This is a genomic window from Silvimonas sp. JCM 19000, from assembly GCF_054652575.1.
This window is the reverse complement of sequence record NZ_BAAIHC010000006.1, coordinates 41,131-56,622: the sequence shown is the minus strand read 5'-3', so window position 1 is coordinate 56,622 and position 15,492 is coordinate 41,131. Positions and strand designations below refer to the sequence as shown.

The window sequence follows — 15,492 nt, the reverse complement described above, 5'->3', positions numbered from 1 at the left end:
GCTGCAAAGCATGCGCGCTTGCTGCGTGGTGGTGCCGTTTATCGGTCGTCGTCATTTAAATAAATTATTTAAAATTCATAGCTTTGCAATAAATAACGCCCCGGCCGCTGCGCGAGCCTGGATGCCGTGGTGCAACCCGTGGTTGACACGTCGCAATCCGTTTGCGTAGTATTTTCGTAACGAAATACAAAACTTTCGAAACTTTCGACACCATGCTGCCAAACCGAAACACTCCGCTCCGTCGTCGCCTGCAAATTGCCGATCTGGTGCGCAAGCACGGCGAGATTACGGTGGAAGACCTGAGCCGCCTGCTGGGCGTTTCCAGCGTCACCATCCGCAGCGATCTCAATTACCTCGAAGAGCAGGGCTATCTGATGCGCTCGGCGGGGAAGGCGCGGCATATCCCGTCTTTGCAGCAGAAAAACGCACTGTCCAATGCGCCGCTCGAGACCATGCAAAAGCGCGATGAACTGGCCGCGCTGCGTAGTGCGGCGGAGTGGGTCGCTGATGGTCAGACCATTTCGCTGTTGTCGGGCGCTTTGGTGGCGCGGTTGGTGCCGGTGCTGGCGGGCAAATCCAATCTGTCGCTGGTGCTGCAGGACGTCGCGCTGATTGCGCCGGCGCAGTTGTACCTGGACTGCGAAATCCATGTGTGCGCTGGCCGCCTGACCGAGACCGACGCGGGGCTGACCGGCGCGGCCGCCGAACAGAGCATCACCGCGCGCCCCATCGATCTGTGCGTGCTGGAGCCGGCGCTGATAACGCCAGACGGCAAGATGTACGGCCCGTCCGTGGCCACGGGGCGGGTGTTTCGCACCGCCCTGCGCCATGCCGGCCAGACCCTGGTGCTGGCGAGCCTGATCGGCTCGGACGCCCCCGGGGAGTTTGAAATCGGAGACCTGACCATGGTCGACGGCGTCATCGTGGATGTGAGCACGTTTCATACCCTCAGCGCTGTGCTGGACCGGCATCCGTTTACGGTCAAACGCGTCTCTGAGCATCACGTATTGCTAACCAACCCGCACCCCACACTCAAATAAAGGACGACTCTGACATGACCTCATTCAAACAGACGCTGCTGGCGCTGATGTTGGGCGGCATTGCGGCCACTGCCATGGCCAAGGACATCACGATTGGTGCCTCGCTATTAACGCAGCAACATCCGTTTTATGTGTCGCTGGCCGACGCCATGAAACAAGAAGCCGGCAAAGAGCACGCCAGACTGCAAGTCGCGATTGCCAACCAGGATCTGAACAAACAGGTCTCGGACGTCGAAGACTTTATTACGCGCAAAGTCGACGTGATCGTGATTTCGCCGGTTGATTCCAAAGGGGTGAAGTCGGCAATTCTCAAGGCCAGGGCGGCGGGTATTCCAGTGATTACGGTCGATATCCCGGCGGTGGGGGCGGAAGTCACCTCGCATATTGCAACCGATAACTTTGCGGGCGGCGTCAAGGCCGGGCAGTTGATGGGCCAGTTGCTGAATGGCAAAGGCGAAATCGGCGTGATTCATTATCCGACCGTGCAATCGGTGGTGGATCGGGTCGAAGGCTTCAAGAAGGGTATCGCGCAATATCCGGGCCTGAAAATCGTGTCTATCCAGCCGGGCATTACCCGGGCCGAAGCGCTGACTGCTGCGCAAAACATGCTGCAGGCCAATCCGCAGATCAGCGGCATTTTTGGCTTTGGCGATGATGCGGCGCTGGCGGCCACGCTTGCCGTCAAGTCGGCCGGTAAGGCCGGCAAAATCAAGGTGATTGGTTTTGACGGTATGCAAGAAGCGCGCAACACGGTCGATAAAGACCCCACTTTCGTGGCCGTGATACGCCAGTACCCCGAAAAAATGGGCGCGCTGGCGGTCGATACCGCAGTGCAGATCGGTGAAGGAAAAACCGTGCCGAAAAGCATACCGGTAGAGCCGGGCGTGTACACCGCCAAGTCCCGCTAACCGGTCCAGGTGTGCCATACCGCCGTCGGCCGTGTCCAGGCTGGCGGCTTGCTGACCGTACTGGAGTCGCGGTGACCATGCCATCCCCTGAAGTACTGCTCGAAGCGCGCAATATCGCCAAGTCTTTCGGCAATGTTGAAGCGCTCAAAAATGTCTCGCTTAAAGTCCTCGCTGGCCGCGTCCACACGCTGCTCGGCGAAAACGGCGCCGGCAAGTCCACATTGATGAAAATCCTCGCGGGCGTGCATCAGCCCTCGGCCGGCGAACTATGGCTAGGTGGCCAGCCGGTGCGGTTTGCCACACCCACCGATGCGCACAACGCGGGCGTGGCCATTGTGTTTCAGGAACTGAGCCTGGCCAGCAATCTGAGCGTGGCCGAGAATATTTTTTCCATCAATCCACCGCAGCGCTGGGGCATCGTCGATCACAAGGTCGTCCAGCGTCAGGCGCAAGCCCTGCTGGAAGAACTGGGCATCCGTATCCCGGCCAGCGCCAGCGTCGCCTCTTTGTCGATGGCACAACGCCAGTTGGTGGAGATCGCCAAAGCGTTGAGCACGCCCGCACGCGTCGTGATCATGGATGAGCCCACCTCGTCGCTGAGCGATAACGAAGCCGAAATCCTGTTCAACATCATTCAGCGCCTGACCGCACAAGGTAAGGCGGTGGTTTATATCTCGCATCGCATGGAAGAAATCCTGCGGATTTCTGATGACATATCGGTGATGCGCGATGGCGAATATATCTGCACGGTAGAGAAGGGCGCAGCCAGTATCGAACAGCTGATTACGCTGATGGTTGGCCGCCCGCTGGACGATATCTATCCCCCCGCTTTGCCGCCGCAACACCCGCCCGCAAACCGGCCTTTGCTGGAAGTGCATGATCTGGCGGTCAACGGCAAATTCAAGGGGGTCAGTTTTACGGTCAGCCCCGGCGAAATCGTCGGCTTTTTTGGCCTGGTGGGCGCCGGGCGTACTGATGTGATGAACACGCTGTTTGGCCTTGGCAAGCCCGATGTCGGCACCATCTGGGTCGACGGCCGGATCGCCCGCTTGCGCTCGCCCGCGGATGCCATCGCCGCCGGTATTGCGTATGTCACCGAGAACCGCAAAGAACAAGGCCTGGTGCTGGGCCACTCGGTGGCCCGCAATATCAATATGGTGTTCTTTCAGCACGGGGGTGGACGGCGTGGTCTGGTCCGGCCGGAACTGGAAGCCGCCGTCACCGCCGCGTCCATTCAGCGCGTCAAGATCAAGACTGCCAGCGACCGTATTCCCGCCGGACATCTCAGCGGCGGTAATCAACAGAAAATTGTCTTTTCGAAATGGCTGGCGATCAAACCCCGCTTGCTCATTCTGGATGAACCCACGCGCGGCGTGGACGTCGGCGCCAAATTCGAAATCTATTCCATCATCCGTGAACTTGCCGCACAGGGCACCGCCGTCATTCTGGTGTCGTCCGAGCTGCCCGAAGCCATTGCCATGAGCGACCGGCTGATGGTGATGCGTGAAGGCCATCTGGTTACGGAATTAACGACCACCGGTTTAAGCCAGGAAACGGTTATGGCGCTGGCCACGGGAGCATACGAACTATGAGTGAAACCAATACCAACCCACTGCCGCTAAGTGCGGCATCCACCCTGCCGCTGGCCCGCCTGCTCAAGCATGAGGCGGTGCGGCAATACGGCGGCATTATCTGTGGCCTGATTGCGCTGGGCGTGCTGTTCTCGTGTTTGTCGCCCAATTTTCTGGTGCTGAACAATCTGCTGAATATCGTGTTGCAGGTGTCCATCATCGCGGTCATTGCGTTTGGCATGACCTATGTCTTGCTGCTGGGCGAAATCGATTTGTCCGTGGGCGCCGTGATCGCGCTGGTGGGCGGGCTGACGGCGGCGGGGCTGGCGCACGGGCTGTCAGCGGCGCTGGTGATGCCGCTGGCCCTGGTGGCCGGGCTGGTGCTGGGGGCGCTGAACGGGGTGCTGTCGGCGCGGCTGACCATTCCGTCTTTTATCGTCACCGTGGCCACCATGGGGATATTTCGCGGGCTGACTTATATCGTCTCCGACGGCTTGCCGGTGTCGGTCGATAACGACGCGCTGGTGTTCCTGGGCAATGGCGCGCTGCTGGGCATTCCGATGCCGATCTGGATCGTGGCGCTGCTGTTTGTGATCAACCAGTTTGTGCTGTCGCGCACGGTGTTCGGGCGCAAGGCCTATCTGGTGGGCGGCAATACCGAAGCCGCACTGTTTGCCGGGGTCCGCGTCACCCGCATGAAGATCTTTATTTTCATGATCTCGGGGCTGATGGCGGCCATCTCGGGCTTGATCATGACCTCGCGCCTGTATTCGGCCCAGCCCAATGCGGCCATGGGTTACGAGCTGGATGCCATCGCCGCGGCCGTCCTGGGCGGCACCAGTCTGGCGGGGGGCTACGGTTCGATCCTCGGCACCTTGATCGGCGCCTTGATGATAGGCGTGATCAATAACGGCATGAACCTGCTGAGCGTGCCGTACTTCTACCAATTGATCGTCAAAGGCGTGGTGATTCTGGTCGCTGTTTATATCGACGTGCAAAGCAAAAAACGGCGCGGTTGATCGCCGCTGGATCGCGCGTATTCGCATTACAGACAGGAAGAGTTCCAATGAAAAAAGTAATGACCGCCGGTGAAATCCTGGTCGAAATCATGGCCACCGAGCGCGGCCAGTCGTTCCGTGAGCCTGGCACGCTGGTAGGGCCTTATCCCAGCGGCGCCCCCGCCATTTTTATTGATCAGGTGGCGCATCTGGGCGTGCCCTGCGCCATGATCGGTTGCGTCGGCGATGATGATTTTGGTTGGCTGAATATCGAGCGACTCAAGCGCGACGGCGTGGATGTCGGCCCGATTGCGGTGGACAAGCAGGCCGTCACCGGCAGCGCCTTTGTCACCTATCGCAATAACGGCGAACGCGACTTTATTTTCAATATCGCCAATAGCGCATCAGGCAAGCTCAATGCCGACCTGTTTACGCCGGAGACACTGGCGGGCTGCGGTCATTTTCATGTGATGGGCTCATCGCTGTTCTCGTTCCGCATTATCGATGCCATCAAGAAGGCCATCGAAATCGTTAAAAACAACGGCGGCACGATTTCGTTTGACCCCAATGTGCGCAAAGAAATGTTGCGCATTCCCGAAATGCGCGATGCCTTGACCTTCGTGCTGGAGTACACCGACATCTTTCTGCCCAGCGGCCCGGAAGTCAGCCTGCTGACCAATGAGCGCGACGAGGCGGGCGCCATCAATGAATTGCTTGGGCTGGGTATCCGCGAAATTGTGGTCAAACGCGGCGCCCAGGGCTGCAGCTATTACGACCGCGAGCAGCATATCGACATGCCGGCATTTGCGGTCGAGGAAATCGACCCCACCGGCGCGGGCGATTGCTTTGGCGCCACCTATATCAGCAGCCGCATGCTCGGCCTGCCCATCGACACATGTTTGCAGTACGCCTGCGCCAGCGGGGCCTTTGCGGTAACGCGTCGGGGCCCGATGGAAGGCGTTGCCGGTTTCAGCCAGCTCGACACCTTGCTGGCTACTCGCAGTTGATTTGCAAGGAGCTTTGCCATGCACAAGATTTTCCAGGACATCCTGGCGGCGCGCCGTCACGGCGTGGCACGCGGTATTTACTCCGTGTGCTCGGCCCATCCATGGGTGATCGAAGCCGCCATGCACCAGGCCGTGGCCAACGGGACGCCGCTGCTGATTGAAGCCACTTCCAACCAGGTCGACCAGTTTGGCGGTTATACCGGGATGCTGCCCGCCGACTTCCGCCGCTATGTGCTGCAACTGGCCGCACAGCACGGCTTTGATCCGGCAGACCTAATTCTGGGCGGCGACCACCTGGGCCCCAATCCGTGGCGGCATTTGCCTGCGGCGCAAGCCATGCAACTGGCCGAAGACCTGATCGCCGCCTATGCCGGGGCCGGCTTCAGCAAGATCCACCTGGATACCAGCATGGCGTGCGCGGACGACCCGGTGCGGCTGGATGATGCGGTGGTGGCGGCACGCGCCGCGCGCTTATGCGTGGTAGCGGAGGCGGCCGCCGCCGCGGCTGGGATCAAACCGGTGTATGTGGTCGGCACCGAAGTGCCGGTGCCGGGCGGTGCCGACCATGCCTTGCAAACGGTTGAAGTCACCAGCCTTGAGGCCGCTCGCAATACCTTGCACGTGCATCGTGAAGCGTTTGAACAGGCGGGTCTGGCTGCGGTCTGGCCGCGCGTGGTGGCGCTGGTGGTGCAGCCGGGCGTCGAGTTCGACCACACCCGCGTGATCGACTATCGCCCGGACCAGGCCACCGGCTTGATCCGGCTACTGATGCAAGAGCCCGGCATCATGTTTGAAGCGCACTCCACCGATTACCAACGGCCAGAAGCGTTTGCCGCTCTGGTGCGCGACGGTTTTGCCATCCTCAAGGTGGGCCCGGCGCTGACTTTCGCCATGCGGGAAGCCTTGTACGGCCTGTCGGCGATTGAGCGCGAACTGGTCGAGGCGGCAGACCAGGCGCGTTTGCCCGAGGTGCTCGACGCCACCATGCGCCAGGAACCGCAATACTGGGAACGCTATTACCACGGCGATGAACAGCAAAAAAACATGCTGCGCCGGTTTAGCTATAGCGACCGCATCCGTTATTACTGGGCGCATCCGGATGTACGCGCGGCCGCGGAAAAACTGATCGCCAATCTGGATCGCACGGGCATTCCGGAAAACCTGCTCAGCCAGCATCTGCCCGAGCAATACCAGGCAGTGCGCGATGGTCGTCTGCCCAATACGGCCAAGGCGATTACCTTGAACGCCGTGCGCAAGGTGCTGCGCGCCTACGCCGAGGCGTGCGCGCCGCGCGAAGTGGAACCGCAGGCGGCCTGAGCATCAGGCCAGCCAGCTCAAACGCCGCGTGTCTTGCGCGCCAGAAGCGAGCAAACGCGCGGCGTTGTTGCATAGTCCTGTGCCCGGCGCGGCGCGGCCGTCGGTCACCGCAGCGTCTTGCCGCGCCCCGCCAGCACCGCAAACAGCGTCACCAGGGCCGAAGCCGCCACCAGCATCGCCAGCGAGCCACTCCAGCGCCCGCTGTGCTCATGCAGGCCGCCAAACAGGATCGGGCCGCAGGCCGAGCCGCTATAGCCGACAAATTGCGCCATACCGGACAGCCGCGCCGCCTGGTCTGGCGTGCGCGAACGCAGCGCGAACAGTGACAAGCTGGTGCTCATGGAAAAGCCAGCGCCCAGGCCGCCGATCAACAGCCACAGCAAGGGCATCGGGGCCGCGGCGCCCAGGCCCGCCGTGCCGATCAGCAATAGCGCGCCGCACAAAAAGCCGATGGCGCGCTGATCGTGGCTGCGTTTGATCAGCGGCGCGGTGGCCAGGTTGGCGATCACGGCAATCACCTGGTACAGCAGCAGATCAAGGCCCGCTGCCGTGGGCGACACCCCTTGGGCGGCCGCGATGGCGGCATACCAGGTGACCAGGGAATAGAAAATAAACGAGTGGCAGGCGAAGAACAGCGCCACTTGCCAGGCCAGCGCTTGTCGCCATGGCGAGATGTGCGGCGTGTGATCGAGGGGCTGGCTGCTGCGGGCAGGACGGGCCGGGGTGGCGAATTGTGGCAGCCACACGCCCAGTGCCAGTACCGCCAGGGGCAGGGCGCAGGCGATGGCAATACGCCAGTTTGATCCGGCCATGTGCGCAATCGGCACCGCCACGCCAGCGGCCAGTCCGGCAAAGGTAGCCATCGATGCGGCGTAAATGCCGATCAACAGCGCGGCGTGATCGGGGAATTCGCGTTTGACGTAGCCGGGCAACAGCACGTTGCCGATGGCGATGCCGCCGCTGGCCAGCAGCGTGCCTAGCCACAAGGCGCCAGGCCAGGCGAGCGAGCGCAGCACGATGCCGAGCAGAATGGCGATCAGCGCAAAGCCGAGGCCGCGCTCCAGTCCGCAGCGGCGGCCCAGTGCCGGCGCAAGCAGCGACAGCAAGGCAAAAACCAGCAAAGGCAAGGCATTGAGCAGGCCCGCAGCGGTGTCGCTCAGGCCGAGGTCGTGCTGGATAGCGCCAAGTATTGGGCCGAGTGCGGTAATCGGCGCACGCAAAGTAGCGCCAATCAGGATGATGCCGAGGATAAGCGGAAGGGGGCGACGCGACGGCGTCGCAGGGGCAGAAGCTTGCATGCGCAGGAACCTTGCACGGATGCAGCCCTCCGGCGTGCGGATGGCGGCGATCTGTTGTGCGTTGGTTCACGTTAACGCTTACGCAAAATTCCGGGTGCCGGAAAATTGTCTGGGGCGGATTTTAAAAGCAGTCCCACCGCAAAATCAACGGCTAATTGGCGGCCGCAGCGGGGCCACGCTGCGGTCATCGACGGCGGGGCCTGATCTGAAATTGCCGGTACCTGGGCCCCACCGGCTTGGTGGCAGCGCAGAGTTAGCCCGGCACAAACACGGTTCTGAGCTGGCTATCCGCGTCATCCCAATAGCGGGCCAGCTGTGCCAGCGGCACGGCTTGGGCATGGACCTGCAATTGCGCCGGCTGGACCGCTTGCAAGACCTGCGCCACCACCTGCAGCAAGCGCGCTAAGGGCACGCTACCAATGCCGCTACCGAGCAAAGTAATGGCGCTTGAACGCAGCACCGCAGCGGGCAGGCTGATCTCGGCCGCGCTGATGGCGCCGATCTGCACAAAGCGCAGCGCCTTGCCATCCGGCAGATTTTGCGCGGCGCTGACCAGGGCGGCGCGGGCGCTTGGGCCCCACAGATAATCCAGCACTACATCGACGCCCGCCGCAAAATGCGGTGCCAACGCCTGGGCGAGAGCGTCGGCGTCCTGCTCCAGCGAAATCGTCACATCGGCCCCGGCGCGGCGTAGCCATTCCAGGGCGGCGGGATTGCGGCCGGTGGCGATGATGCGCGCCGCGCCCAGATATCTAGCGATCTGCACCGCCAGCCTGCCGGATGCGCCGGTGGCACCATTGACCAGTACGGTTTCGCCTTTAACAAATTGCGCCCGCTCGACTAATGCCGCCCAGCACGACATGCCGGGAATGGCAATGGCGGCTGCGCTGACATCATCCAGACCCTCGGGCAGCGGCACGCAGTGTTCGGGCGCGACCAGCGTGTATTCGGCCAACGTGCCGTACGGTGCCAGCGGCCCAAAGAAATACACGCGCTGGCCATCATCCAGCACGCCGACCCCATCGACGCCGGCCACAAACGGCAGTGCGCTGCCGGACGAATAATGTTTGCCCATGGCCTTGGCACGCGCCAGTTGGCTGAGCGCACTGGCCGTAACGCGCACTCGCTGTTGGCCCGGCGCGGCGAGCGGCGTGGCGAAATCCTGGTAGACGGGCGGCTGGCCCAAGGTGCTGACGACGGCGGCGTGCATGGTGATGTCCTCGGTCATGGTGGCAGGGGGCGCGGCGGTTTAGTGCGCGGCAATCCAGGCGCGCAAGGCGGGGTCACGGATATCGAGTACCTCAAACAAGCCGAGGGCGCGCAGCGCGGGCAATGCCTCGCACAGATCGGCTTCGATTCCGGCACGCTGGCTGGCGCTGGTGCTCGGCTCCAGCCATACGCGGGCGTTGAGCAGAAACGCGCCCACCGTGCCTTTGCGGATGGTGACGCCGTCGATGACGGTCTGATTGAGGGTATCGGGCAAAAGGTGTTCCGCACGCATGAGGGGCTCCGCTGGCTTGAGACGATGCGGCCAGTTTAGGCATACTCGCGTGGGCCGCCTGCGGGATTGCGGCCATTCGATACGGTATTCCGGCCAGATTGCGGGAGAGACAGTGGCAGCGCAGCCCATCATGGAAGACCTGATCATCCGGCCCGAGCTGGTGTTGTCCTCAGCCGGGCCGATGTTGGCGGCGGCCGAGCTCAGTCGCAGTTCAGTGCGGGTGACGCCGGCGCACAGCCACAGCCGTGGCCAGTTGATGGGTGCTTTGCACGGCCTGGTGTCGATCGGACTAGACCGCCAGCAATGGGTGGTCCCCGCCGTGCATGCCATCTGGATTCCACCACACTGGACGCATTCCTTGCGCTCCTTTGGCCCGTTTGCAGGCTGGAGCGTATTTATCGCCGAGCCGCATTGCGCCGCCTTGCCCAGCGAACCGCGCGCCATCCGCACCACGCCCTTGCTGCGCGAAGCCGCGCGGCGCGCCGCCACCTGGCCCGGCACCGCGCTCGACCCGGCGCAAACGCGCATCGCCCAGCTGATCCTTGATGAAGTCGCCGCCGCTAAAGCCGAAGCGCTGGGCCTGATCCAGCCCGAAGAACCGCGTCTGGCCCGCATCGCCGATGCGCTGGCCGCTAACCTGGCCGACAACCGCAACCTGGAGCAGTGGGCGCGTTGGGCTGGTTTGTCGCCGCGCAGCTTGAGCCGTTATTTTGTGCGCGAAACCGGCATGAGCTTTGCCCAATGGCGCCAGCAGGCGCGGCTGCTGCGCGCGCTGGAACTGATTGCAGACAAAGTACCGGTGACCCATATCGCGCTGGAACTGGGCTATGAAAATGTCAGCGCGTTTATCGAGATGTTCCGCCGTGCAATGGGGACCACGCCGGGGCGCTATCTTGCGGCGTGAAGTGCCAGCTCAATACACATCGCGCCGATAGCGCCCATCCTCACTCATTTGCGCCAGCCGCTGCGCGCCCAACAAATCAGTCAGCGCGTGATGTACACCGCTGGCCATGCCTTGCAGGCTGCCGCAGACGTAGATATCTGCGCCCTGGTCGACCCATGCCACGATATCGCTACCCGCCGCGGTGACCTGATCTTGCACATAGCGCAAAGCGTTACCGTCGCGCGACCAGACCCAGTCCAGCCGTTCCAGTACGCCGTTGCCTTGCCAGTTGATCAGTTCGTCGATCAGCAAGGCGTCGTGCGCGGCGTTGCGTTCACCAAGTATCAACCAGTTGCGGCCGTGGCCGCGTTGGGCGCGGGTTTTAAGGTGGCCACGCAGGCCAGCCAGGCCGGTGCCGTTGCCAATCAACAGCAGCGGACGGGCGTCGGGTGGGGTGTGGAAGGCACTGTTGGCGCGGATACGCAAAGCAACAGGACTGCCGGGCGCTGCATATTCGGTCAGCCAGCCGGAGGCGAGGCCGAGGCGGAAACCGCTGGCGGTCTCCGGCGCCGGGTAGCGGCTTTGGCGCACCAGCAATTCCAGTTGCCGGTCCTGCGGCAACGAGGCAATCGAGTATTCGCGATGCGCCAGCCGGGGTAGGGCGTCGATCAAGGCCTGGGCGGTGCTGGCGGCGGGCACGGCGATTTTGTTGCGATCGGCCAGCGCGGCGGCCAGCGTGGTGGGCCGGGCATCGACTTCGACCGGCGTATTGCCGTCGAGCTGCAGTTCTTGCAGCCACTGTTCAATCTCATGCGGCGCATGGCAGGGGCCGATTTCGACAATGTCGCCCGCCTGCCATTGCGGCAGCGCGCCCGTTGCCGGGGTCAGGCCCAGCAAATAAACCGGGTCGCCCGCTGAGCCTGCGTTTAACAAGGTGCGTTGTTGCAGGGTCCACGGCGCGTAATCCGGTGCTTCCCAATCGGCCATTTGCGCGCCGCCGGCCAGTGTCGATAGTTGTTGTTGCCAATGGCGCAACGCCCCGGCATCGCCGTTATCGACCTCGATCAGATCAAACAGGGGCTGCGCATTGTGTCGATCCAGCCACGCCGCCAGTTCGTGGCCAAAGGCGCAAAAGTGGCGATACGTGCGGTCGCCCAGTGCCAGCAGGGCGTAGTTGAGATGGCTTAGATCTACTGTGCCCAGGCGCGCGGCCTTGCCGATAAAACCGGCGGCGCTATCGGGCGGGTCGCCTTCGCCGGAGGTGCTGACGATCAGCAAGACCTGGCGATAGCGACTGAGCGCGCCTGGATCGAGCGTGCCCAGCGCGGCACTGGCGGTGGCCACGCCTGCCTTGTTGAGGGCGGCGGCGCTTTGCTGCGCCAGTTGTTCGGCAAAGCCGGTCTGGCTGGCCCAGGCAATCAATGTGGTCTCGGCAAGGGCGGAGACGGCCGGGCTGAGGACGGCGCTGCGCTGTTGTTTGCGCCGGTGCCGAGCAACAATCCAGCCAGTGCCGCCCAGATACAGGATGACCACACCGAGCGCACACAGGCCGCGCGCGTGGCTGGTGCAGCACAGCGTGAGGCCGAGCAAAGCCAGCACGGCAAAACTGTAATCGAAGACAAAGGGGCTGGAGCGGGTGGCGTTCATTCGAGCATTTCGGTGTAGGCGGCGCTTAGCGTTTCGCGAAAACCATCCGGCGTGCGCACCACAAAGCGTGCTGCCAGCTGGTGGCGCCGCGCCATGTCCAGCCCGGCTTGCGGGCCGAGCACGGTGAGTGCAGTGGACCAGGCATCGGCCAGCATGCATTGCTCATGCAGCACCGTAACCGAAGCCAGCGCATGGCTGGCGGGATAGCCGGTGCGGGGGTCCAGCGTGTGGGCGTAGCGTTGGCGTTGCGCCGGGTCGATAAAAAAGCGGCGGTAATCGCCCGAGGTGGCGACGGCCAGGCCATGCAAGCCGACGCGATCCTGTACGGGCAAGGCATGCTGGCCGGGCCCGGCATCGTCCAGCGGCGGGGCTTCCAGGTCAACCCACCACGGCAGTTGATCCTGCTTCAGCCCCATGCCGCGTAGTTCGCCGCCGATTTCTACCAGATGATGGCCGTAGCCGTGTTCCGCCAACAAGGCGCTGAGCGCATCAACGGCGTAACCCTTGGCGATGGCGCACAAGTCCAGCGCCACGCCGCCAGGCTGGCGGATGCGGCGCTGGGGCGGGTCGAGCTCGATCTTGTGGTAGCCGCAATGCTGCCGTGCGCGGACCACTTCAGCGGCGCTGGGTGCCTGCGCGCGGCGCGGGGCCGGGCCAAAGCCCCATAGATTGACCAGCGCGGCGGCCGTCGGATCATAAGCACCGCCACTCAGGCGCGCGATCTGCAAGGCGGTTTCCACCACCTGAAAACACGCCACCGGCAGCGTCACCCACGTGCCCGCCGCGGCCTGGTTAAAGCGGCTGAGATCACTGTCGTCGCGCCAGTTGCTCATTTGCTGCACGACCGCGTCCAGTTCCGCCTGCATGGCGTTGCGCAAGGCGGGGGCGGCGTGGCCATCCACCGCCAGGCATTGCACCGACCAGGTGGTGCCCATGGTCTCACCGGCAAAGCGCAACAACTGCGCCGCGGCAGCAGGCGCTTGCACGCTGGCTGCGGTCAGCGTGTGCGGCAGCAGTATGCGCAAGGCCTCGGCGGAGGCGAGTGGAGTGGGCACGGCCATTTGCGCTTATTGCGGTGCGACTTCGACCGTCGCGCCATAGTTGGCACGGCGTTCAGTGGCGGGCTTGCTGGCGCTGGCGTTATCGCTGATCTCGGCGCCGATGTAATACAAACCGGCGCTCGGCCATTTGACGCTGAATTTGCCGTCGGCATCGGTGTTCACCACAAAGTCGCCCACCTGGTCGCGGAAGCGTCTGCCACCGGGAATGATGGTTACTTTGAGATTGGCCGCCGGTTTGCCGTCAAACAGCAGACGGAAGTTGGCGGGCGTACCGGCAACCAGATCATCCGGATGCGTAAGCGGCGCCAGTTCCAGGCCCTTGCCGCTGGGCTTGAACACGCCGTTGGTGGGCTTGCCACGCGTGACGAAGGTCTCGATGCGCGCATCCATTTGCGTCACTTTAAGATCAGTCGCTTCGGCCGGGATTTCTTTGGCCAGCGCTTGCACTTCGCCGCGCCAGCGTTTGTTTTCGCCATTGAGCTTGTAGCTGGCCATTACCGCACCGGTGGTCACGGCAATCTTGTAAGTGCCTTGCTGCGTCAATTGCAGATCAAACACGCTGCGCAGATGGCCGGTGCTGGCGCCTTCGGCTTTGGCGGCGCTGCCATCGGGTGCAGTAATTTGCAGACCGTCGAGCTTGAGCGGGAAGTTCTCGAAATCAAACAGATCGTTGGAGACGGCGGCATCCACCGTAATCCACGGATCGTTGCCCGCCAGTACGGTTGCGGACGGCAGCAGCCATTGGCGGTGCGCCTGGGCTTCCAGCGGCAATAGCGCCGCCACGGCCAGCATCGACAGCGGCAGCCATTGTTTAAGCGTCAGTTTTTTCATGGTGTTGTTTCCAGAGTGCGGGCAAAGCGGCGCCACGGGCGACCGGCGTTGCAATTACGGCTTGAGGTTCAGCGTGACGCTGCCCAGTTCGTGCTCGCCTTTGGCGCTGGCGCTGGCGGCTTCTTTGGGCGGCCAGGTAAACGGCACGCGCACCAGCTCATGGCCACCGGCTTCACGCGCGGTTTCGACCACCAGCGCGTATTCGCCCGCCGCCAGCTTGCCCAGCGGGGCTTTGCCATCGCTAAAGCTCAGCGCTTGTTCGCCCGGTGCGCGGGTGGCGCCACTGATGCCGTCGGCGGGCACGGTCAGATCGCGACCGGCTTTGCGCCACCATTGGCGGATGTCCTTCAGCCACTTGGTGCCTTCGTTATTGCGTTTTTTGCCGTCGTACCACACGGCCAGGGTCTGTACCGGGGTCTGGTCGGCGTGTTCCACCCAAACGGCGACATAGGGCTTGTGATACTCGGCCACGTTGAGTTGCGGCAGCTCAACCTTGACGGACAAATCCGCTGCCATGGCGGTGCCAGCCAGCGGGGCGGCGGCGATCCCGGTCAGCGTGACCTTGAGAAGACGATGCATAACAAATCCTTGGAGACGGTAAGGGGGTTAGTGGATAAACAGCAGTGCCAGCACGAGGGGGATCACTACACCCAAGCCCACCAGGGGCCAGGTGGCGACGCGTGATCCGGCATGCAGTTGCAGCAAAAACAGGCCGCTCAGGCTGAAGATCAAACAGGCGATGGCAAACACATCAATAAACCAGGCCCACGCCTTGCCTGCATTGCGGCCTTTATGCAGATCGTTCAGATAAGAAATCCAGCCGCGCGTGGTGAGTTCGTAATGGGTATCGCCATTGACCAGCGATACGCTGGCCCAGGCATCGCCGCCGGGGCGGGGCAGGGCGATATAGATTTCATCGGGCGACCATTCGGCTTCGCGGTCGGCGGTATCGATATCGAGCGCGCTGTGCAGCCAGTCCGCCAGCGGCGCGGGCACCGGGCCTTTGTCATCGGCGTGTTGCACCTGCTTGAGGGCTTGCAGCAGGGCGGCAGGCGCGTGGGCGCTACGTTTTTCCACTTGCGGATGCGCTTCGATTTGCGCGGCGTGGTTGAGCGTGATGCCGGTAACGGCAAATAGCAGCATGCCTATCATGCACAGGGCGGCGCTGATCCAGTGCCAGCGGTGCAGATGCTTAAGCCAGAATGCCCGCTGTTGCCGGTGGGCGGCGGAAGGGTTTTCGGTAGAAGCCGACATGGCGAAGTGAGTTTCCAGCGGTGTGGTGCGACGGACGTGGTCTTGCCGGGGCCCGCCGCAGACATCAAATTATTTTAATAATGACAATCGTTATCATTATTAAATTCGCATGGCGGGATGCTGATTGTCAAGCCGCGATACGTATCAAGAATGGCGCTACGGCTGGGTTACAGCGT

General features: G+C 62.8%; 15 protein-coding genes. 7 read left to right on the top strand and 8 right to left on the bottom strand.

What is annotated here, in order from left to right; genetic code table 11:
- The first annotated feature begins 212 nt into the window (after positions 1 to 212).
- The 6 genes from ACYQ1A_RS07525 to ACYQ1A_RS07500 all read left to right on the top strand — a co-directional run bounded on the left by ACYQ1A_RS07525 (position 213) and on the right by ACYQ1A_RS07500 (position 6,841).
- On the top strand, positions 213 to 1,040 hold the full coding sequence (locus tag ACYQ1A_RS07525) for a DeoR family transcriptional regulator (RefSeq protein WP_499361427.1): 828 nt from the start codon (positions 213 to 215) through the stop codon (positions 1,038 to 1,040).
- Between the two features lie 14 nt (positions 1,041 to 1,054).
- The gene (locus ACYQ1A_RS07520; protein ID WP_499361424.1) at positions 1,055 to 1,948 is read left to right on the top strand and encodes a substrate-binding domain-containing protein; all 894 of its coding nucleotides are present in this window, start codon (positions 1,055 to 1,057) and stop codon (positions 1,946 to 1,948) included.
- A 77-nt stretch (positions 1,949 to 2,025) separates the two neighbouring features.
- Complete coding sequence (locus ACYQ1A_RS07515) at positions 2,026 to 3,540, top strand: sugar ABC transporter ATP-binding protein (protein WP_499361423.1); 1,515 nt, start codon at positions 2,026 to 2,028, stop codon at positions 3,538 to 3,540.
- On the top strand, positions 3,537 to 4,538 hold the full coding sequence (locus ACYQ1A_RS07510) for an ABC transporter permease (RefSeq protein ID WP_499361421.1): 1,002 nt from the start codon (positions 3,537 to 3,539) through the stop codon (positions 4,536 to 4,538). The genes ACYQ1A_RS07515 and ACYQ1A_RS07510 overlap by 4 nt, the downstream gene beginning before the upstream one ends.
- A gap of 47 nt (positions 4,539 to 4,585) precedes the next feature.
- Entirely contained in the window at positions 4,586 to 5,524 is a 939-nt protein-coding gene (locus ACYQ1A_RS07505) for a tagatose kinase (RefSeq protein WP_499361420.1), read from the top strand.
- 18 nt (positions 5,525 to 5,542) lie between these two features.
- A complete protein-coding gene (locus ACYQ1A_RS07500; protein WP_499361419.1) occupies positions 5,543 to 6,841 on the top strand; it encodes a D-tagatose-bisphosphate aldolase, class II, non-catalytic subunit in 1,299 nt (432 codons plus the stop codon).
- Between the two features lie 104 nt (positions 6,842 to 6,945).
- Here ACYQ1A_RS07500 and ACYQ1A_RS07495 read toward each other — a convergent pair whose 3' ends face one another.
- From ACYQ1A_RS07495 to ACYQ1A_RS07485, 3 genes are all read right to left on the bottom strand, one after another.
- On the bottom strand, positions 6,946 to 8,139 hold the full coding sequence (locus tag ACYQ1A_RS07495; RefSeq protein ID WP_499361418.1) for an MFS transporter: 1,194 nt from the start codon (positions 8,137 to 8,139) through the stop codon (positions 6,946 to 6,948).
- 253 nt (positions 8,140 to 8,392) lie between these two features.
- Entirely contained in the window at positions 8,393 to 9,349 is a 957-nt protein-coding gene (locus tag ACYQ1A_RS07490; RefSeq protein ID WP_499361417.1) for a quinone oxidoreductase family protein, read from the bottom strand.
- A 39-nt stretch (positions 9,350 to 9,388) separates the two neighbouring features.
- Positions 9,389 to 9,640 carry a hypothetical protein gene (locus ACYQ1A_RS07485; RefSeq protein WP_062226011.1) on the bottom strand — a complete coding sequence of 84 codons (252 nt, stop codon included), beginning with the start codon at positions 9,638 to 9,640 and terminating at the stop codon, positions 9,389 to 9,391.
- 112 nt (positions 9,641 to 9,752) lie between these two features.
- On the opposite strand from ACYQ1A_RS07485, the gene ACYQ1A_RS07480 reads away from it, so the two are divergent.
- Positions 9,753 to 10,544, top strand: a complete 792-nt coding sequence (locus tag ACYQ1A_RS07480; RefSeq protein WP_499361415.1) for an AraC family transcriptional regulator — start codon at positions 9,753 to 9,755, stop codon at positions 10,542 to 10,544.
- 9 nt (positions 10,545 to 10,553) lie between these two features.
- Here ACYQ1A_RS07480 and ACYQ1A_RS07475 read toward each other — a convergent pair whose 3' ends face one another.
- Genes ACYQ1A_RS07475 through ACYQ1A_RS07455 form a run of 5 tightly spaced genes read right to left on the bottom strand, consistent with a single transcriptional unit; the run spans position 10,554 to position 15,316 of the window.
- Complete coding sequence (locus ACYQ1A_RS07475; protein WP_499361414.1) at positions 10,554 to 12,170, bottom strand: sulfite reductase subunit alpha; 1,617 nt, start codon at positions 12,168 to 12,170, stop codon at positions 10,554 to 10,556.
- On the bottom strand, positions 12,167 to 13,231 hold the full coding sequence (locus ACYQ1A_RS07470) for an FAD:protein FMN transferase (protein ID WP_499361413.1): 1,065 nt from the start codon (positions 13,229 to 13,231) through the stop codon (positions 12,167 to 12,169). The genes ACYQ1A_RS07475 and ACYQ1A_RS07470 overlap by 4 nt, the downstream gene beginning before the upstream one ends.
- 6 nt (positions 13,232 to 13,237) lie before the next feature.
- Positions 13,238 to 14,062, bottom strand: coding sequence for a DUF4198 domain-containing protein (locus ACYQ1A_RS07465; RefSeq protein ID WP_499361412.1), 825 nt, complete (start codon positions 14,060 to 14,062; stop codon positions 13,238 to 13,240).
- Between the two features lie 54 nt (positions 14,063 to 14,116).
- Positions 14,117 to 14,641, bottom strand: a complete 525-nt coding sequence (locus tag ACYQ1A_RS07460; RefSeq protein ID WP_062225222.1) for a DUF2271 domain-containing protein — start codon at positions 14,639 to 14,641, stop codon at positions 14,117 to 14,119.
- A 27-nt stretch (positions 14,642 to 14,668) separates the two neighbouring features.
- The gene (locus ACYQ1A_RS07455; RefSeq protein WP_499361410.1) at positions 14,669 to 15,316 is read right to left on the bottom strand and encodes a PepSY-associated TM helix domain-containing protein; all 648 of its coding nucleotides are present in this window, start codon (positions 15,314 to 15,316) and stop codon (positions 14,669 to 14,671) included.
- Positions 15,317 to 15,492 lie beyond the last annotated feature (176 nt).